This is a genomic window from Bradyrhizobium sp. NBAIM03, assembly GCF_020194055.1.
GTDB classification, from domain to species: Bacteria; Pseudomonadota; Alphaproteobacteria; order Rhizobiales; family Xanthobacteraceae; genus Bradyrhizobium; species Bradyrhizobium yuanmingense.
The window spans coordinates 106224-120911 of sequence record NZ_JADYVS010000010.1; the positions used below are offsets into that span (position 1 = coordinate 106224).

The 14688-nt window shown below is 64.0% G+C and carries 15 protein-coding genes; all 15 read left to right on the forward strand.

Annotation, left to right across the window (positions count from 1 at the left end; all coding sequences use genetic code 11):
* Positions 1-457: 457 nt before the first annotated feature.
* The 15 genes from I6F21_RS17400 (at position 458) to I6F21_RS17470 (ending at position 14686) form a co-directional block, all read left to right on the forward strand.
* Positions 458-823, forward strand: a complete 366-nt coding sequence (locus I6F21_RS17400) for an NADH-quinone oxidoreductase subunit A (RefSeq protein WP_008136158.1) — start codon at positions 458-460, stop codon at positions 821-823.
* A complete protein-coding gene (locus I6F21_RS17405; protein ID WP_172783815.1) occupies positions 820-1404 on the forward strand; it encodes an NADH-quinone oxidoreductase subunit B in 585 nt (194 codons plus the stop codon). The genes I6F21_RS17400 and I6F21_RS17405 overlap by 4 nt, the downstream gene beginning before the upstream one ends.
* An 11-nt stretch (positions 1405-1415) precedes the next feature.
* Entirely contained in the window at positions 1416-2030 is a 615-nt protein-coding gene (locus I6F21_RS17410; RefSeq protein WP_036010195.1) for an NADH-quinone oxidoreductase subunit C, read from the forward strand.
* Positions 2031-2032: 2 nt separating this feature from the next.
* Positions 2033-3229 carry an NADH-quinone oxidoreductase subunit D gene (locus tag I6F21_RS17415; RefSeq protein ID WP_036025346.1) on the forward strand — a complete coding sequence of 399 codons (1197 nt, stop codon included), beginning with the start codon at positions 2033-2035 and terminating at the stop codon, positions 3227-3229.
* Complete coding sequence (locus tag I6F21_RS17420) at positions 3229-4236, forward strand: FkbM family methyltransferase (protein ID WP_225140062.1); 1008 nt, start codon at positions 3229-3231, stop codon at positions 4234-4236. Before I6F21_RS17415 ends, I6F21_RS17420 begins: the two co-directional genes overlap by 1 nt.
* A gap of 12 nt (positions 4237-4248) precedes the next feature.
* Complete coding sequence (nuoE, locus tag I6F21_RS17425; RefSeq protein WP_036025344.1) at positions 4249-4860, forward strand: NADH-quinone oxidoreductase subunit NuoE; 612 nt, start codon at positions 4249-4251, stop codon at positions 4858-4860.
* Positions 4860-5060, forward strand: a complete 201-nt coding sequence (locus I6F21_RS17430; RefSeq protein WP_050991808.1) for a hypothetical protein — start codon at positions 4860-4862, stop codon at positions 5058-5060. Before nuoE ends, I6F21_RS17430 begins: the two co-directional genes overlap by 1 nt.
* A gap of 15 nt (positions 5061-5075) precedes the next feature.
* Positions 5076-6401, forward strand: coding sequence for an NADH-quinone oxidoreductase subunit NuoF (gene nuoF, locus I6F21_RS17435; protein ID WP_036025343.1), 1326 nt, complete (start codon positions 5076-5078; stop codon positions 6399-6401).
* A 5-nt stretch (positions 6402-6406) separates the two neighbouring features.
* Positions 6407-8482, forward strand: coding sequence for an NADH-quinone oxidoreductase subunit NuoG (nuoG, locus tag I6F21_RS17440; protein ID WP_225140060.1), 2076 nt, complete (start codon positions 6407-6409; stop codon positions 8480-8482).
* Positions 8483-8492: 10 nt separating this feature from the next.
* On the forward strand, positions 8493-9560 hold the full coding sequence (gene nuoH, locus I6F21_RS17445; RefSeq protein WP_085969087.1) for an NADH-quinone oxidoreductase subunit NuoH: 1068 nt from the start codon (positions 8493-8495) through the stop codon (positions 9558-9560).
* A 14-nt stretch (positions 9561-9574) separates the two neighbouring features.
* Positions 9575-10063, forward strand: a complete 489-nt coding sequence (gene nuoI / locus I6F21_RS17450) for an NADH-quinone oxidoreductase subunit NuoI (RefSeq protein WP_027550624.1) — start codon at positions 9575-9577, stop codon at positions 10061-10063.
* 9 nt (positions 10064-10072) lie between these two features.
* A complete protein-coding gene (locus I6F21_RS17455) occupies positions 10073-10711 on the forward strand; it encodes an NADH-quinone oxidoreductase subunit J (protein ID WP_036010173.1) in 639 nt (212 codons plus the stop codon).
* Entirely contained in the window at positions 10708-11016 is a 309-nt protein-coding gene (gene nuoK, locus I6F21_RS17460; RefSeq protein WP_036010170.1) for an NADH-quinone oxidoreductase subunit NuoK, read from the forward strand. Before I6F21_RS17455 ends, nuoK begins: the two co-directional genes overlap by 4 nt.
* A gap of 61 nt (positions 11017-11077) precedes the next feature.
* Positions 11078-13177, forward strand: a complete 2100-nt coding sequence (gene nuoL / locus I6F21_RS17465; RefSeq protein ID WP_225140059.1) for an NADH-quinone oxidoreductase subunit L — start codon at positions 11078-11080, stop codon at positions 13175-13177.
* Positions 13178-14686: an NADH-quinone oxidoreductase subunit M gene (locus I6F21_RS17470; RefSeq protein ID WP_036010164.1), complete on the forward strand. Its 1509-nt coding sequence runs from the start codon at positions 13178-13180 to the stop codon at positions 14684-14686.
* Positions 14687-14688: the final 2 nt, after the last annotated feature.

A 14688-nucleotide genomic window follows, 5' to 3' on the forward strand; every position in this document is an offset into this window, starting at 1 on the left:
GCCGGACGAGCCCTGGTCCTGTGATGACGCATGGCTCCTCCGATTACTCTGAGCTGTGGACAGGTCTTTCCTGCACCTGAGGCGGCGGCACCAGCATTGTTGGTCCTGACCGCGCCGATCGGCAAATCTGTCGCCGCGACAACGGGGGAATTGCCCCTGCGGCGCTGCATCAAAGCCCGAGCATTTGGTCGGTCAGCGCGCAGCGAATAGCTGGCTCGGCCCGAGCGCCGCAATCTCAGAACGGCTGACCTGCGAGACCGTGGCAGCCCTTGCTGGGTGGGGCGATCTGCTCCATACCAGCCGCGGGGTGATTCCGGGATTTTCACCGTTCTGGGGGCGGCAAAGGGCCTGAAAAGAGCGTGTCTTGCGCCCATTGGTGCACTGCGCTAAGGCTCAGAATAATTCCAAATCGGACGAATCCGTGGCTGTCCCGAGGCTGCGGGAAAAGGGCTCGCCAATGAGCGGCATTCTGCAGAACTATCTTCCACTCGTCGTCTTTATAGGGGTAGCGGGCCTGATCGGCCTCGTGCTGCTGATCGCGCCGTTCATCGTGGCGTTCCAGCAGCCGGATCCCGAAAAGCTGTCGGCCTATGAGTGCGGCTTCAACGCCTTCGACGACGCCCGCATGAAGTTCGACGTCCGCTTCTATCTCGTCGCCATCCTCTTCATCATCTTCGATCTCGAGGTGGCGTTTCTGTTTCCCTGGGCGGTGGCGTTCGGCAAGCTTGGCGCGACCGGCTTCTGGTCCATGGTGGTGTTCCTCGCCGTGCTGACGGTCGGGTTCGCCTATGAATGGAAGAAAGGGGCCCTCGAATGGGATTGAACCCGGCTACACAGTCCGCAGGTCCGGTGATCGCACCGGCCCCGAAGGGCATTCTAGATCCTTCGACCGGCAAGCCGGTCGGGGCCAATGATCCGTTCTTCCTCGAGGTCAATTCCGAGCTGTCCGACAAGGGCTTCTTCGTGGCCGCGACCGACGACCTCATCACCTGGGCGCGTACCGGCTCTTTGATGTGGATGACCTTCGGTCTCGCCTGCTGCGCGGTCGAGATGATGCAGGTCTCGATGCCGCGCTACGACGTCGAGCGCTTCGGCTTCGCCCCGCGTGCCTCGCCGCGTCAGTCCGACGTGATGATCGTGGCGGGAACGCTGACCAACAAGATGGCGCCGGCGCTGCGCAAGGTCTACGACCAGATGCCCGAGCCGCGCTACGTCATCTCGATGGGCTCCTGCGCCAATGGCGGCGGCTATTATCACTATTCCTACTCGGTCGTGCGCGGCTGCGACCGCATCGTGCCGATCGACATCTACGTGCCGGGCTGCCCGCCCACGGCGGAGGCGCTGCTCTACGGCGTGCTGCTGCTGCAAAAGAAGATCCGGCGCACCGGCACCATCGAACGCTAAGGTTTTACGTCATGGACGACGCCAAGCTCGACGCCCTGGGGCAGACGATCGTTAGCGCGCTTCCGGGCGCCGCGACCGGTCACTCGGTGGCCTTCAACCAGCTCACCGTGGACGTCGAGGCCGCCAGGATCGTCGAGGTGGTCAAGTACCTCCGCGATGACCCGAACTGCCGGTTCGTCAACATCACCGACATCACGGCGGTGGACTATCCGGATCGCGAGAAGCGCTTCGACGTCATCTATCACTTCCTGTCGCCGACCTTGAACGCGCGCATCCGGCTCAAGGCGCAAGCCGACGAGACCACGCAGGTGCCCTCGCTGATCGACGTCTTCCCGGGCGCGGACTGGTTCGAGCGCGAAGCCTACGACCTCTACGGCGTGTTCTTCGTCGGCCATCCCGACATGCGCCGCATCCTCACGGACTACGGCTTCGAGGGCCATCCGCTGCGCAAGGATTTCCCGCTCACCGGATTCGTCGAGGTCCGCTACGACGATCAGGAGAAGCGGGTGGTGTACGAGCCGGTCCGCCTCAACCAGGAATTCCGCAAGTTCGACTTTTTATCCCCTTGGGAAGGTGCCGACTATCCGGTGCTTCCGGGCGATGAAAAAGCGGGGCCGAAGGTCTGATCATGAACGAGCAACCGCAGAATCTCCGTAACTTCACGATCAATTTCGGACCGCAGCACCCGGCGGCGCACGGCGTTTTGCGCCTCGTGCTCGAACTCGACGGCGAAGTGGTCGAGCGCGTCGATCCGCATATCGGCCTGCTTCACCGCGGCACTGAGAAGCTGATCGAGCAGAAGACTTATCTGCAGGCGATCCCTTATTTCGACCGGCTCGACTACGTCGCGCCGATGAACCAGGAGCATGCCTTCTGCCTCGCCGCCGAGAAGCTGCTCGGCATCGAGGTGCCGCGCCGCGGCCAGCTGATCCGCGTGCTCTATTGCGAGATCGGCCGCATCCTCTCGCATCTGCTCAACGTCACCACGCAGGCGATGGACGTCGGCGCGCTGACCCCGCCGCTGTGGGGCTTCGAAGAGCGCGAGAAGCTGATGGTGTTCTACGAGCGCGCCTCGGGCAGCCGCATGCATGCGGCCTATTTCCGTATCGGCGGCGTGCATCAGGACCTGCCGCAGAAGCTGGTCGACGACATCGAGGCCTGGTGCGATCCGTTCCTCAAGGTTGTGGACGATCTCGACCGTCTGCTCACCGCCAATCGCATCTTCAAGCAGCGCAACGTCGACATCGGCGTGGTGCCGCTCAAGGAAGCCTGGGAATGGGGTTTCTCGGGTGTGATGGTGCGCGGCTCGGGCGCGGCCTGGGACTTGCGCAAGTCGCAGCCCTATGAGTGCTACGCCGAGATGGATTTCGACATTCCGATCGGCAAGAACGGCGACTGCTACGATCGCTATTTGATCCGCATGGAAGAGATGCGCCAGTCCGTGCACATCATGAAACAGTGCATCCAGAAGCTGAACGCGCCTGACGGCAAGGGCCCGGTCGTCGTCGAAGACAACAAGGTCGCGCCGCCGCGCCGTGGCGAGATGAAGCGCTCGATGGAAGCGCTGATCCACCACTTCAAGCTCTACACCGAAGGTGTCCACGTGCCGGCCGGCGAGGTCTACGCCGCGGTCGAGGCGCCCAAGGGCGAGTTCGGCGTCTATCTCGTCGCCGACGGCACCAACAAGCCCTACAAGTGCAAGATCCGCGCGCCGGGCTTCGCGCATCTCCAGGCGATGGATCACATCTGCCGCGGCCATCTGCTGGCCGACGTCTCGGCGATCCTGGGCTCGCTCGACATCGTGTTCGGAGAGGTCGATCGGTGATGGCGCAGGCGCCAATCCAGTTTGACCGTGCCTCGGGGGCCCTTGAAGGGGCGAACCTGTGGGAGCGGACGGCTGCCTTGGCGCTGGTGACGGGATCGAAGATCTCCTCGCACTTCTCGCATATGGGCTACATCGCCTGCGCGAATTTGCTGCGCAAGACGCTGCCCGAGCGCAACATCGCGATCAGGCTCAATCCCGACGCGGTGTTCGAATTCCCTTACGGCGACGGCTATTGGAGCAAGCTGCTCAACCGCTCCTACATTTACGAGGACGAGCTCGAGCTCTTGTTCGCCGATTCCATCGACGTCGACTACACGCTGCTCGATTGCGGCGCCAATTACGGTTATTGGTCGGTGCTGGTCTCGAGCAAGCCGTTCGGCGCGCACAAGGCGATCGCGATCGAGCCGTCGGGCCAGAACTATTCGAAGCTCGCCAACAATGCCCGCATCAACGCTGGCCGCTTCGAGACCATGAAATGCGCCATCGGCGCGGCGCGCGGCACCGCGCGTCTGTCGGGCACAAAGCACGAAGCCTTCAGCATCGCCGGCGATCAGTCGGCGGGCGGCGAAGAGGTGCCGGTGATCGCGCTCGACAATTTGATCGAGGACGGCAAGGTCGCGGCCACCGGCAAGTACCTGATCAAGCTCGACGTCGAAGGCGTCGAGATCGAGGCGATCAAGGGCGGCGTCCGCCTGCTGCAGACCGACAGCGTCATCATGTGCGAGGAGCACGGCAGCGACCGCTCGCACGCAGTGTCGCGCTTCATCCTCGAACAGACCCCGCTGAAGCTGATCGTGTTCGATCCGCGCAGCAACCGCATGGAAACCGTGACCGAGCTGTCGATCCTCGACCGCATCAAGGTCTCGACCCACGTCGGCTACAACGTTTTCGGCACCGCAAGCGCATTCTGGCAGGACAGGATCGAGGCCATGAACGCCAAGAACCTGGGTACCAAAAATCTGAATGCCAAGAATCTGAATGCCGTGTCCGCGCGCCGCATGCAGTGAGAGATTGAAGAGATGTCCGTTCGCCGATTAGCACCGAAGGAAGTCCAGCCCGCGAGCTTTGCGTTCACGGAGGAGAACCTCGCATTCGCCCGGCAGCAGATCGCGAAATATCCCGAAGGCCGCCAGGCCTCCGCCGTCATCGCCATCCTCTGGCGTGCGCAGGAGCAGAACGAGGGCTGGGTGTCGGAAGCCGCGATCCGCGTCATCGCCGACATGCTCGACATGCCCTATATCCGCGTGCTGGAGGTCGCGACCTTCTACACCATGTTCCAGCTCGCCCCCGTCGGCAAGAAGGCTCACGTCCAGGTCTGCGGCACCACCCCGTGCCGGCTGCGCGGCGCCGAGGATCTGATCCACGTCTGCGAGCACCGCATCCATCACGAGCCCTTCCATCTCTCCAAGGACGGCAATTTCAGCTGGGAGGAGGTGGAGTGCCTGGGCGCCTGCGTGAACGCGCCGATGGTGCTGATCGGCAAGGACACCTATGAGGACCTGACCAAGGAAAGCTTCGGCAAGGTGCTCGATGGCTTCGCTTCGGGCAATCCGCCCAAGCCCGGTCCGCAGAACGGCCGCCAATTCTCGGCGCCGATGACCGGACCGACCACGCTCAAGGAGATCACCTGATGCGTGATCTCGTCGTAACCGGAGGGACCGCGGCCGTGAAGAAATGGGGCTTCGTCGCCATGCACGCCGCGATCGCGGCTGCCTTCATGTTCCTGCTGCAGCGTTACTTCATGAACGCCTCGCAGGAGACCAGTCTGCTCTGGGCGCTGTTCTTCGCCGTCTGCGCCGCCGGACTTGCCTACAAGCAGTCCATTCGTTGATCGGAAAGCACTGATATGCTCGAGGACAAGGACCGCATCTTCAAGAACCTCTACGGCCTCCATGATTGGGGGCTGGAGGGTGCGCGGCGTCGCGGCGCCTGGGATGGCACCAAGAACATCATCGACAAGGGCCGCGACTGGATCATCAACGAGATGAAGGCCTCGGGCCTGCGCGGCCGCGGCGGCGCCGGCTTCCCCACCGGTCTCAAGTGGTCCTTCATGCCGAAGGAATCGACCGACGGCCGTCCCAGCTATCTCGTCGTCAACGCCGACGAATCCGAGCCCGGCACCTGCAAGGACCGCGAGATCATGCGGCATGATCCGCATCTGTTGGTCGAGGGCTGCCTGATCGCGAGCTTCGCGATGAACGCGCATGCCTGCTACATCTATGTCCGCGGCGAGTTCATCCGCGAGCGCGAGCGCCTTCAGGCCGCGATCGACCAGGCCTACGAGGCCAAGCTGATCGGCAAGGACAATCTCAACGGCTGGCCGTTCGACCTCTACGTCGCCCACGGCGCCGGCGCCTATATCTGCGGCGAGGAGACCGCGCTGCTCGAAAGCCTCGAAGGCAAGAAGGGCCAGCCGCGGCTGAAGCCGCCATTCCCGGCCAATGTCGGTCTGTTCGGCTGCCCGACCACCGTCAACAACGTCGAATCCATCGCCGTTGCGCCCGATATCCTGCGCCGCGGCGCGGCGTGGTTCGCCGGCATCGGCCGCCCGAACAATGTCGGCACCAAGCTGTTCTGCATCTCCGGCCATGTCGAGCGGCCCTGCAACGTCGAAGAGGCTATGGGCATCCCGTTCCGTGAGTTGATCGAGAAGCATTGCGGCGGCATTCGCGGCGGCTGGGACAACCTCAAGGCCGTGATCCCCGGCGGCTCGTCGGTGCGCATGGTGCCGGCCGAGCAGATCATCGACACGCCGATGGATTTCGATAGCCTGAGCAAGCTGCGCTCGGGCCTCGGCACCGCCGCGGTGATCGTGATGGACAAGTCGACCGACCTGATCCGTGCGATCGCCCGCATCTCCTATTTCTACAAGCACGAGAGCTGCGGCCAGTGCACGCCGTGCCGCGAAGGCACGGGCTGGATGTGGCGCGTCCTGACCCGCATGGCCGAAGGCCGTGCCCACAAGCGCGAGATCGACATGCTGCTCGAGGTCACCAAGCAGGTCGAAGGCCACACCATCTGCGCGCTCGGCGACGCCGCGGCCTGGCCGATCCAGGGCCTGATCACGCACTTCCGCCACGAGATCGAAGCGCGCATCGACCAATATTCGCACAAGGCCGATGTCGACGACATCGGCGTCCGCGATCCCGTGAACATGGTCGCGGCGGAGTAAGAGACATGACCAAGCTCATCATCGACGGCAAAGAGATCGATGTCCCCGCCGAGTACACGCTGCTTCAGGCGTGCGAGGCGGCCGGCGCCGAGATTCCGCGCTTCTGCTATCACGAGCGGCTGTCGATCGCCGGCAATTGCCGGATGTGCCTCGTCGAGGTGAAGGGCGGCCCGAAGCCGGTCGCGAGCTGCGCCTGGGGCGTGCGCGATTGCCGTCCGGGCCCCAAGGGCGAGCCGCCGGAGATTTCGACGCGTTCGCCGATGGTGAAGAAGGCACGCGAAGGCGTGATGGAATTCCTCCTGATCAACCATCCCTTGGACTGCCCGATCTGCGACCAGGGCGGCGAGTGCGACCTGCAGGACCAGGCGATGGGCTACGGTGTCGACACCAGCCGTTTCGCCGAGAACAAGCGCGCGGTCGAGGACAAATATCTCGGCGCGCTGGTCAAGACCTCGATGAACCGCTGCATCCAGTGCACGCGCTGCGTCCGCTTTTCGGCGGAAGTCGCCGGCGCGCCCGAGATGGGCGCCACCGGCCGCGGCGAGGACATGGAGATCACGACCTATCTCGAGCACGCGCTGACGTCCGAATTGCAGGGCAACCTCGTCGACATCTGCCCGGTCGGCGCGTTGACCTCGAAGCCCTATGCCTTCGCGGCGCGCCCGTGGGAGCTCGGCAAGACCCAGTCGATCGACGTCATGGACGGCGTCGGCTCTGCGATCCGCGTCGACACCCGCGGCCGCGAGGTGATGCGGATCCTGCCGCGCATCAACGAGGCCGTGAACGAGGAGTGGATCTCCGACAAGACCCGGCACGTGGTCGATGGCCTCCGCACCCAGCGTCTCGACCGGCCCTATATCCGCGAAGCCGGCAAGCTGCGCGCAGCGAGCTGGACCGAAGCCTTCGCTGCGATCGCCGCCAAGGCGGCGCGCACCGACGGCAAGCGCATCGGCGCGATCGCAGGCGATCTCGCCGGCGTCGAGGAGATGTTCGCGCTGAAGGACCTGCTCGGCAAATACGGTTCGAGCAATCTGGCGGTGCAGGGCGGCGACGCCTTCGATCCCGCGCTCGGCCGCGGCTCCTACATCTTCAATCCGACGCTCGCCGGCGTCGAGCAGGCGGACGCGCTGCTCATCATCGGCGCGAACCCGCGGAAAGAGGCGGCCGTGTTCAACGCCCGCATCCGCAAGCGTTGGCGCGCCGGCGGCTTCAAGGTCGGCGTGATCGGTGCCAAGGCCGACCTGACCTATGATTTCGACCACCTCGGTGCCGGTACCGAGACGCTGGCCGAGCTCGCGGCCGGCAAGCATTCCTTCATGGACGTGCTGAAGAACGCTGAGAAACCGATCATCCTGGTCGGTGCGGGCGCGGCCGCCCGTCACGACGGCGCCGCCATTCTCGCCGCCAGCGCCAAGCTCGCGCTCGATGTCGGCGCAGTCAAGGACGGCTGGAACGGTTTTGGCGTGCTGCACGAGACCGCCTCGCGCGTCGGCGCGCTCGACATCGGCTTTGCCGCAACCAGCGGCGGCCTCAATGCTGCGCAGATGACGACCTTCGGCACGCTCGACTTGCTGTTCCTGCTCGGCGCCGACGAGATCAAGGCGCCTGACGGCACCTTCGTTGTCTATATCGGCACCCATGGTGATCGCGGCGCGCACCGCGCCGACGTCATCCTGCCGGCGGCTGCCTACACCGAGAAGTCCGCGATCTACGTCAACACCGAAGGCCGCGTGCAGATGACGGGCCGCGCCGCGTTTCCGCCGGGCGAGGCCCGCGAGGACTGGGCGATCATCCGCGCGCTGTCGGAAGCGCTCGGCAAGAAGCTCGGCTATGACTCGCTTCAAGCCCTGCGCCAGGCGGTGTTCAAGGCCGTGCCGCATCTGATCCGTCTCGACCAGATCGAGGCCGGCTCGGCCGACCAGATCAAGAAGCTGGCGGGGAAGGGCGGCTCGCCCGAGAAGGCGCCGTTCAAGCCTCTGGTCGAGGACTTCTATTTGACCAACCCAATCGCGCGTGCGTCCGCCGTGATGGCGGAGTGCTCGCGCCTCGCCTCCGGGCAGATGCTGACCGCAGCGGAGTGAGCGTGATCTGATGGAATTCTTCGAAAGCGCATTCTGGACCGGGTTCCTCTGGCCGCTGATCATCATGGTCGCGCAGAGTGTCCTCGTGCTCGTCGTCCTGCTGGTCGCGATCGCCTACATCCTGCTCGCCGATCGCAAGATCTGGGCGGCGGTGCAGATCCGCCGCGGCCCGAACGTCGTCGGCCCGTGGGGCCTGCTGCAATCCTTCGCCGACCTGTTGAAGTTCGTGCTGAAGGAGCCGATCATCCCGGCCGGCGCCAACAAGGGCGTGTTTCTTCTTGCTCCCTTGGTCTCATGCGTGCTCGCGCTCGCCGCCTGGGCCGTGATCCCGACCAATCTCGGCTGGGTGATCGCCGACATCAATGTCGGCGTCCTCTTCATCTTCGCGATCTCGTCGCTGTCGATCTACGGCATCATCATGGCCGGCTGGTCGTCGAACTCGAAATACCCCTTCCTCGCCGCGCTGCGCTCGGCCGCGCAGATGGTGTCCTACGAAGTCTCGATCGGCTTCGTCATCATCACCGTGCTGCTCTGCGCCGGCACGCTGAACCTGACGGCGGTGGTCGAGGCCCAGCACGCGCGGGGCCTTGCCAGCCTGATCGGGCTGCCGCAGCTGACGATCCTGAATTGGTACGTCTGGCCGTTGTTCCCGATGTTCGTGGTGTTCTACGTCTCGGCGCTGGCGGAAACCAACCGCCCGCCCTTCGACCTCGTCGAAGCCGAATCCGAGCTCGTCGCCGGCTTCATGGTCGAGTACGGCTCGACGCCGTACCTCTTGTTCATGCTCGGCGAGTATGTCGCAATCGTCACGATGTGCGCGCTGGCGACGATCCTGTTCCTCGGAGGCTGGCTGCCGCCGGTGGACCTGCCGCCCTTCAACTGGGTGCCGGGGATCATCTGGTTCTCGCTGAAGCTGTTCTTCATGTTCTTCCTGTTCGCGATGGCGAAGGCGATCGTGCCGCGCTACCGCTACGATCAACTGATGCGCCTCGGCTGGAAGGTGTTCCTGCCGCTGTCGCTGGCGATGGTGATCGTGGTGGCCGGCGTGCTGCATTTCGCCGGCATCGCGCCGAAGTGAGGGCCGTCATGGGTATCAACGTCAACGCCACTGCACGCTCGCTTCTGCTGTCGGAATTCGTCTCGGCGTTCTTCCTCGCCATGCGTTATTTCTTCCAGCCGAAGCCGACGCTGAACTATCCGTTCGAGAAGGGCCCGATCTCGCCCCGCTTCCGCGGCGAGCACGCGCTGCGCCGCTATCCGAACGGCGAAGAGCGCTGCATCGCCTGCAAGCTGTGCGAGGCGGTCTGCCCGGCGCAGGCCATCACCATCGAGGCCGGCCCGCGCCGCAACGACGGCACCCGCCGCACCGTGCGCTACGACATCGACATGGTGAAGTGCATCTATTGCGGCCTCTGCCAGGAGGCCTGTCCGGTCGATGCCATCGTTGAAGGCCCGAACTTCGAGTTCGCGACCGAGACCCGCGAGGAGCTCTATTATGACAAGGCCAAGCTGCTCGCCAACGGCGACCGCTGGGAACGCGAGATCGCCAAGGCGATCGAGCTCGACGCGCCGTACCGGTGAGGTGAGGGCATGATCCTTCCCGCGCTGTTCTTCTATCTCTTCGCCGGCGTCTGCGTCGCCTCGGCTGTGATGGTGATTGTCTCGCGCAATCCCGTGCACTCCGTGCTGTACCTGATCCTGGCCTTCGTCAACGCCTCCGGCCTGTTCGTGCTGATGGGCGCCGAATTCCTCGGCATGATGCTGATCGTCGTCTATGTCGGCGCGGTCGCGGTGCTGTTCCTGTTCGTGATCATGATGCTCGACGTCGACTTCCTCGAGCTGCGCGAGGGCTTCATCGAGTACCTGCCGGTCGGCCTCGTGATCGGCGGCATCTTCATGTTCGAGTTGCTGCTCACCGTCGGCTTCTGGGTCATCAATCCCGGCGTCTCCAAGACGATCACGGCGGCGATCCCGGCCAACGTCAGCAACACCGAGGCGCTCGGTCTCGTGCTCTATACGAAGTACATCCACTACTTCCAGCTCTCGGGCATGGTGCTTCTGGTCGCCATGATCGGCGCCATCGTGCTGACGCTGCGCCACAAGGAGAAGGTCAAGCGGCAGGACATCAACGTTCAGAACGCGCGCACGCCCGACATCGCGATGGCGGTGCGCAAGGTGGCGCCGGGGCAGGGGCTCTCGGACGCGGACGCGGCGGAGTGGGTGAAATGACGATCGGGCTCGGACACTATCTGGCGGTCGGCGCGATCCTGTTCACGCTCGGCATCCTCGGCATCTTCCTGAACCGCAAGAACATCATCGTCATCCTGATGTCGATCGAGCTGATCCTGCTCTCGGTCAACATCAACCTCGTGGCGTTCTCGAGCTTCCTCGGCGACATCGTCGGCCAGGTCTTCGCGCTGCTGGTGCTGACGGTCGCGGCTGCCGAAGCTGCGATCGGTCTCGCCATCCTGGTGGTCTATTTCCGCAACCGCGGCTCGATCGCGGTTGAGGACGTCAATCTGATGAAGGGCTGATCGCATGATCCGGAAAAGTGGGTACCGGTTTTCCGACCAGATCATGCGGAAAGAGTAAGTCATGGTTCAGGCAATTGTCTTTCTGCCTCTGCTGGGCGCCATTCTGGCTGGCCTGATCGCGCTGTTCGGCGCGCATGCCCGCAACCCCTCGGGCGACGAGCTCGATCATCACGGCGGCCACGGCCATGGCGCGCATGCCCATGCGTCCGACAAGATCAACGAGGATGCCTCCGTCATCCACGAGAGCCATCACGACGACGCTCACGACGATCACGGCCATGGCCCGACCGAGCCGCCGGCGGCGGGCTCGCGCGCAGCCGAGCTGATCACCACCGGGCTGCTGTTCGTCTCGGCGGCCTTGTCCTGGATGACGCTGGTCGACGTCGGCTTCATGCATCACGACTACAGGATCCAGCTGCTGCCCTGGATCTTCTCCGGCGATCTCCAAGTCTGGTGGACGCTGCGCGTCGATACGCTCACCGCCGTAATGCTGGTGGTGGTGACGACCGTGTCCTCGCTCGTGCACCTCTATTCCATCGGCTACATGGACGAGGACCCGAACCGGCCGCGCTTCTTCGGGTACCTCTCGCTGTTCACCTTCGCCATGCTGATGCTGGTGACGGCCGACAATTTGGTGCAGCTGTTCTTCGGCTGGGAAGGCGTGGGTCTCGCCAGCTATCTGCTGATCGGCTTCTGGTACCAGAAGCCCTCGGCCAACGCTGCCGCCATCAAGGCCTTCGTGGTCAACCGCGTCGGCGACTTCGGCTTCGCGCTCGGTATCTTCGCGGTCTTCATGCTGGTCGGCTCGACCGATTTCGAGACCATCTTCCACGCCGCGCCCGGCCTCACCGGCAAGACCATCAACTTCCTCGGCTGGCACGCCGACGCGCTGACGCTGACCTGCCTGCTGCTGTTCATGGGCGCGATGGGCAAGTCCGCCCAGTTCCTGCTGCACACCTGGTTGCCGGACGCGATGGAAGGCCCGACCCCGGTGTCGGCGCTGATCCATGCCGCGACCATGGTCACCGCCGGCGTGTTCATGGTGGCGCGCCTGTCGCCGCTGTTCGAGCTCGCTCCGAATGCCCAGGCCGTCGTGATGTTCTTCGGCGCGACCACGGCGTTCTTCGCCGCGACCATCGGCCTCGTCCAGAACGACATCAAGCGCATCGTCGCCTACTCGACCTGTTCGCAGCTCGGCTACATGTTCGTGGCGATGGGAGCAGGGGCCTATTCGGTCGGCATGTTCCACCTGTTCACGCACGCCTTCTTCAAGGCGCTGCTGTTCCTAGGCTCCGGCTCGGTGATCTACGCGATGCACCACGAGCAGGACATCCGCAACATGGGCGGCCTCTGGAAGAAGATTCCCTACACCTATGCGGTGATGGTGGTCGGCACGCTGGCGCTGACCGGCTTCCCGCTCACCGCCGGCTACTTCTCCAAGGACGCGATCATCGAGTCCGCCTACGCCTCGCACAATCCGTTCGCGGTGTACGGCTTCCTGATGACGATCATCGCCGCCGGCCTGACCTCGTTCTACTCCTGGCGCCTGATCTTCAAGACCTTCCACGGCGAGCCGCATGACGAGCATCATTACGAGGCCGCGCATGAGGCTCCGCTCTGGATCCTGATCCCGATCGGCGTGCTCGCGGTCGGCTCGTTCGTCGCCGGCCTGCCGTTCAAGGAGCTGTTCGCCGGCCACGGGGTCGAGGAGTTCTTCCGCGAGTCCGTCAAGATGAACCCGCACATCATCGAGGAGATGCATCACATCCCGCAGACCATCGCCTTCCTGCCGACGGTGATGATGGTGCTGGGTTTCCTCGTCTCCTACCTGTTCTACATCCGCCGGCCCTACCTGCCGGTCGAGCTCGCGAACACGCAGCCGATGCTGTACCAGTTCCTGCTCAACAAATGGTACTTCGACGAGCTCTACGACATCATCTTCGTCCGACCGGCGAAGTGGATCGGCTACCAGCTCTGGAAGAAGGGCGACCGCTTCATCATCGACGGCTTCGGCCCCGACGGCGTCTCGGCCCGCGTGCTGGACGTCACCCGCAACGTCGTCAAGATCCAGACCGGCTATCTCTATCACTATGCATTCGCCATGCTGATCGGCGCCGCCGGCCTGATCACCTGGTTCATGTTCGGCTTTGGAGGCCAGTAAATGACAACCTGGCCCATTCTTTCGGTCACGACGTTCCTGCCGCTGGTCGGCGCGCTGATCGTCTATCTGAGCCGCGGTGACGACGAGGCGGCGCGGCGCAATTCGCGCTGGATCGCGCTCTGGACCACGCTGATCACCTTCGCGGTGTCGGTGATCCTGGTCATGCGCTTCGACCCCAGCAACCCCGACTTCCAATTCGTCGAGAAGGCGAACTGGCTCGCCACCGGCATCACCTACCACATGGGCGTCGACGGCATCTCACTGCCGCTCGTGATCCTGACCACCGCCGTGATGCCGTTTTGCATCATCGCGAGCTGGAAGGCGATCACCAACCGCGTCCGCGAATATATGATGGCGTTCCTGATCCTGGAAACGCTGATGATCGGCACCTTCTCGGCGCTCGATCTCGTGCTGTTCTACCTGTTCTTCGAGGGCGGCCTGATCCCGATGTTCCTGATCATCGGCGTCTGGGGCGGTCCGCGCCGGGTCTATGCCTCGTTCAAGTTCTTTCTCTACACGCTGCTCGGCTCGGTCCTGATGCTGCTCGCCATCATGGCGCTGTACTGGAACGGCGGCACCACCGACATCCCGACGCTGATGCACACCGCCGTGCCGCGGTCGTTGCAGACCTGGGCGTGGCTCGCCTTCTTTGCCTCCTTTGCGGTGAAGATGCCGATGTGGCCGGTGCACACCTGGCTCCCCGACGCGCACGTGGAGGCACCGACCGCGGGCTCCGTGGTCCTCGCCGCGATCCTGCTGAAGATGGGCGGCTACGGCTTCCTGCGCTTCTCGCTGCCGATGTTCCCGCTGGCCTCGCACGACTTCGCGCCGCTGGTGTTCACGCTCTCGGCCATCGCCATCATCTACACCTCGCTGGTGGCGCTGATGCAGGAGGACATGAAGAAGCTGATCGCGTACTCCTCGGTCGCGCATATGGGCTTCGTCACCATGGGCATCTTCGCCGGCACCATGCAGGGCGTCGCCGGCGGCGTGTTCCAGATGATCTCGCACGGCATCGTCTCCGGCGCGCTGTTCCTCTGCGTCGGCGTCGTCTACGACCGCCTGCACACCCGCGAGATCGCGGCCTATGGCGGCCTCGTCAACCGGATGCCGCTCTATGCGATGACCTTCATGGTGTTCACCATGGCCAATGTCGGTCTGCCCGGCACGAGCGGCTTCGTCGGCGAGTTCATGACGCTGCTCGGCACCTTCAAGGTCTCGATCCCGACCGCGTTCTTCGCCAGCTTCGGCGTGATCCTCTCGGCGGCCTACGCACTATGGCTCTATCGCAAGGTCGTGTTCGGAGCGCTGGTCAAGCCGCAGCTGGCGAGCATGAAGGATCTCACCTTGCGGGAGTGCGTCATTCTATTCCCGATGATCGCGCTGACGATCCTGTTCGGCGTCTATCCGAAGCCGGTGCTCGACATGTCGGCCGCTTCGGTCCAGCAACTCGTCAACAATTACAATACCGCCGTGACGGCCGTGAAGGCCGCCGCACTGCTCCAGTGATC

Coding starts and splice junctions, on each gene's coding strand:
- nuoK (WP_036010170.1), top strand. CDS start 10,708: ATGACGATCGGGCTCGGACACTATCTGGCGGTCGGCGCGATCCTGTTC.
- nuoE (WP_036025344.1), top strand. CDS start 4,249: ATGTCCGTTCGCCGATTAGCACCGAAGGAAGTCCAGCCCGCGAGCTTT.
- I6F21_RS17430 (WP_050991808.1), top strand. CDS start 4,860: ATGCGTGATCTCGTCGTAACCGGAGGGACCGCGGCCGTGAAGAAATGG.
- nuoH (WP_085969087.1), top strand. CDS start 8,493: ATGGAATTCTTCGAAAGCGCATTCTGGACCGGGTTCCTCTGGCCGCTG.
- I6F21_RS17415 (WP_036025346.1), top strand. CDS start 2,033: ATGAACGAGCAACCGCAGAATCTCCGTAACTTCACGATCAATTTCGGA.
- I6F21_RS17470 (WP_036010164.1), top strand. CDS start 13,178: ATGACAACCTGGCCCATTCTTTCGGTCACGACGTTCCTGCCGCTGGTC.
- I6F21_RS17420 (WP_225140062.1), top strand. CDS start 3,229: ATGGCGCAGGCGCCAATCCAGTTTGACCGTGCCTCGGGGGCCCTTGAA.
- I6F21_RS17455 (WP_036010173.1), top strand. CDS start 10,073: ATGATCCTTCCCGCGCTGTTCTTCTATCTCTTCGCCGGCGTCTGCGTC.
- I6F21_RS17410 (WP_036010195.1), top strand. CDS start 1,416: ATGGACGACGCCAAGCTCGACGCCCTGGGGCAGACGATCGTTAGCGCG.
- nuoG (WP_225140060.1), top strand. CDS start 6,407: ATGACCAAGCTCATCATCGACGGCAAAGAGATCGATGTCCCCGCCGAG.
- nuoL (WP_225140059.1), top strand. CDS start 11,078: ATGGTTCAGGCAATTGTCTTTCTGCCTCTGCTGGGCGCCATTCTGGCT.
- nuoF (WP_036025343.1), top strand. CDS start 5,076: ATGCTCGAGGACAAGGACCGCATCTTCAAGAACCTCTACGGCCTCCAT.
- I6F21_RS17400 (WP_008136158.1), top strand. CDS start 458: ATGAGCGGCATTCTGCAGAACTATCTTCCACTCGTCGTCTTTATAGGG.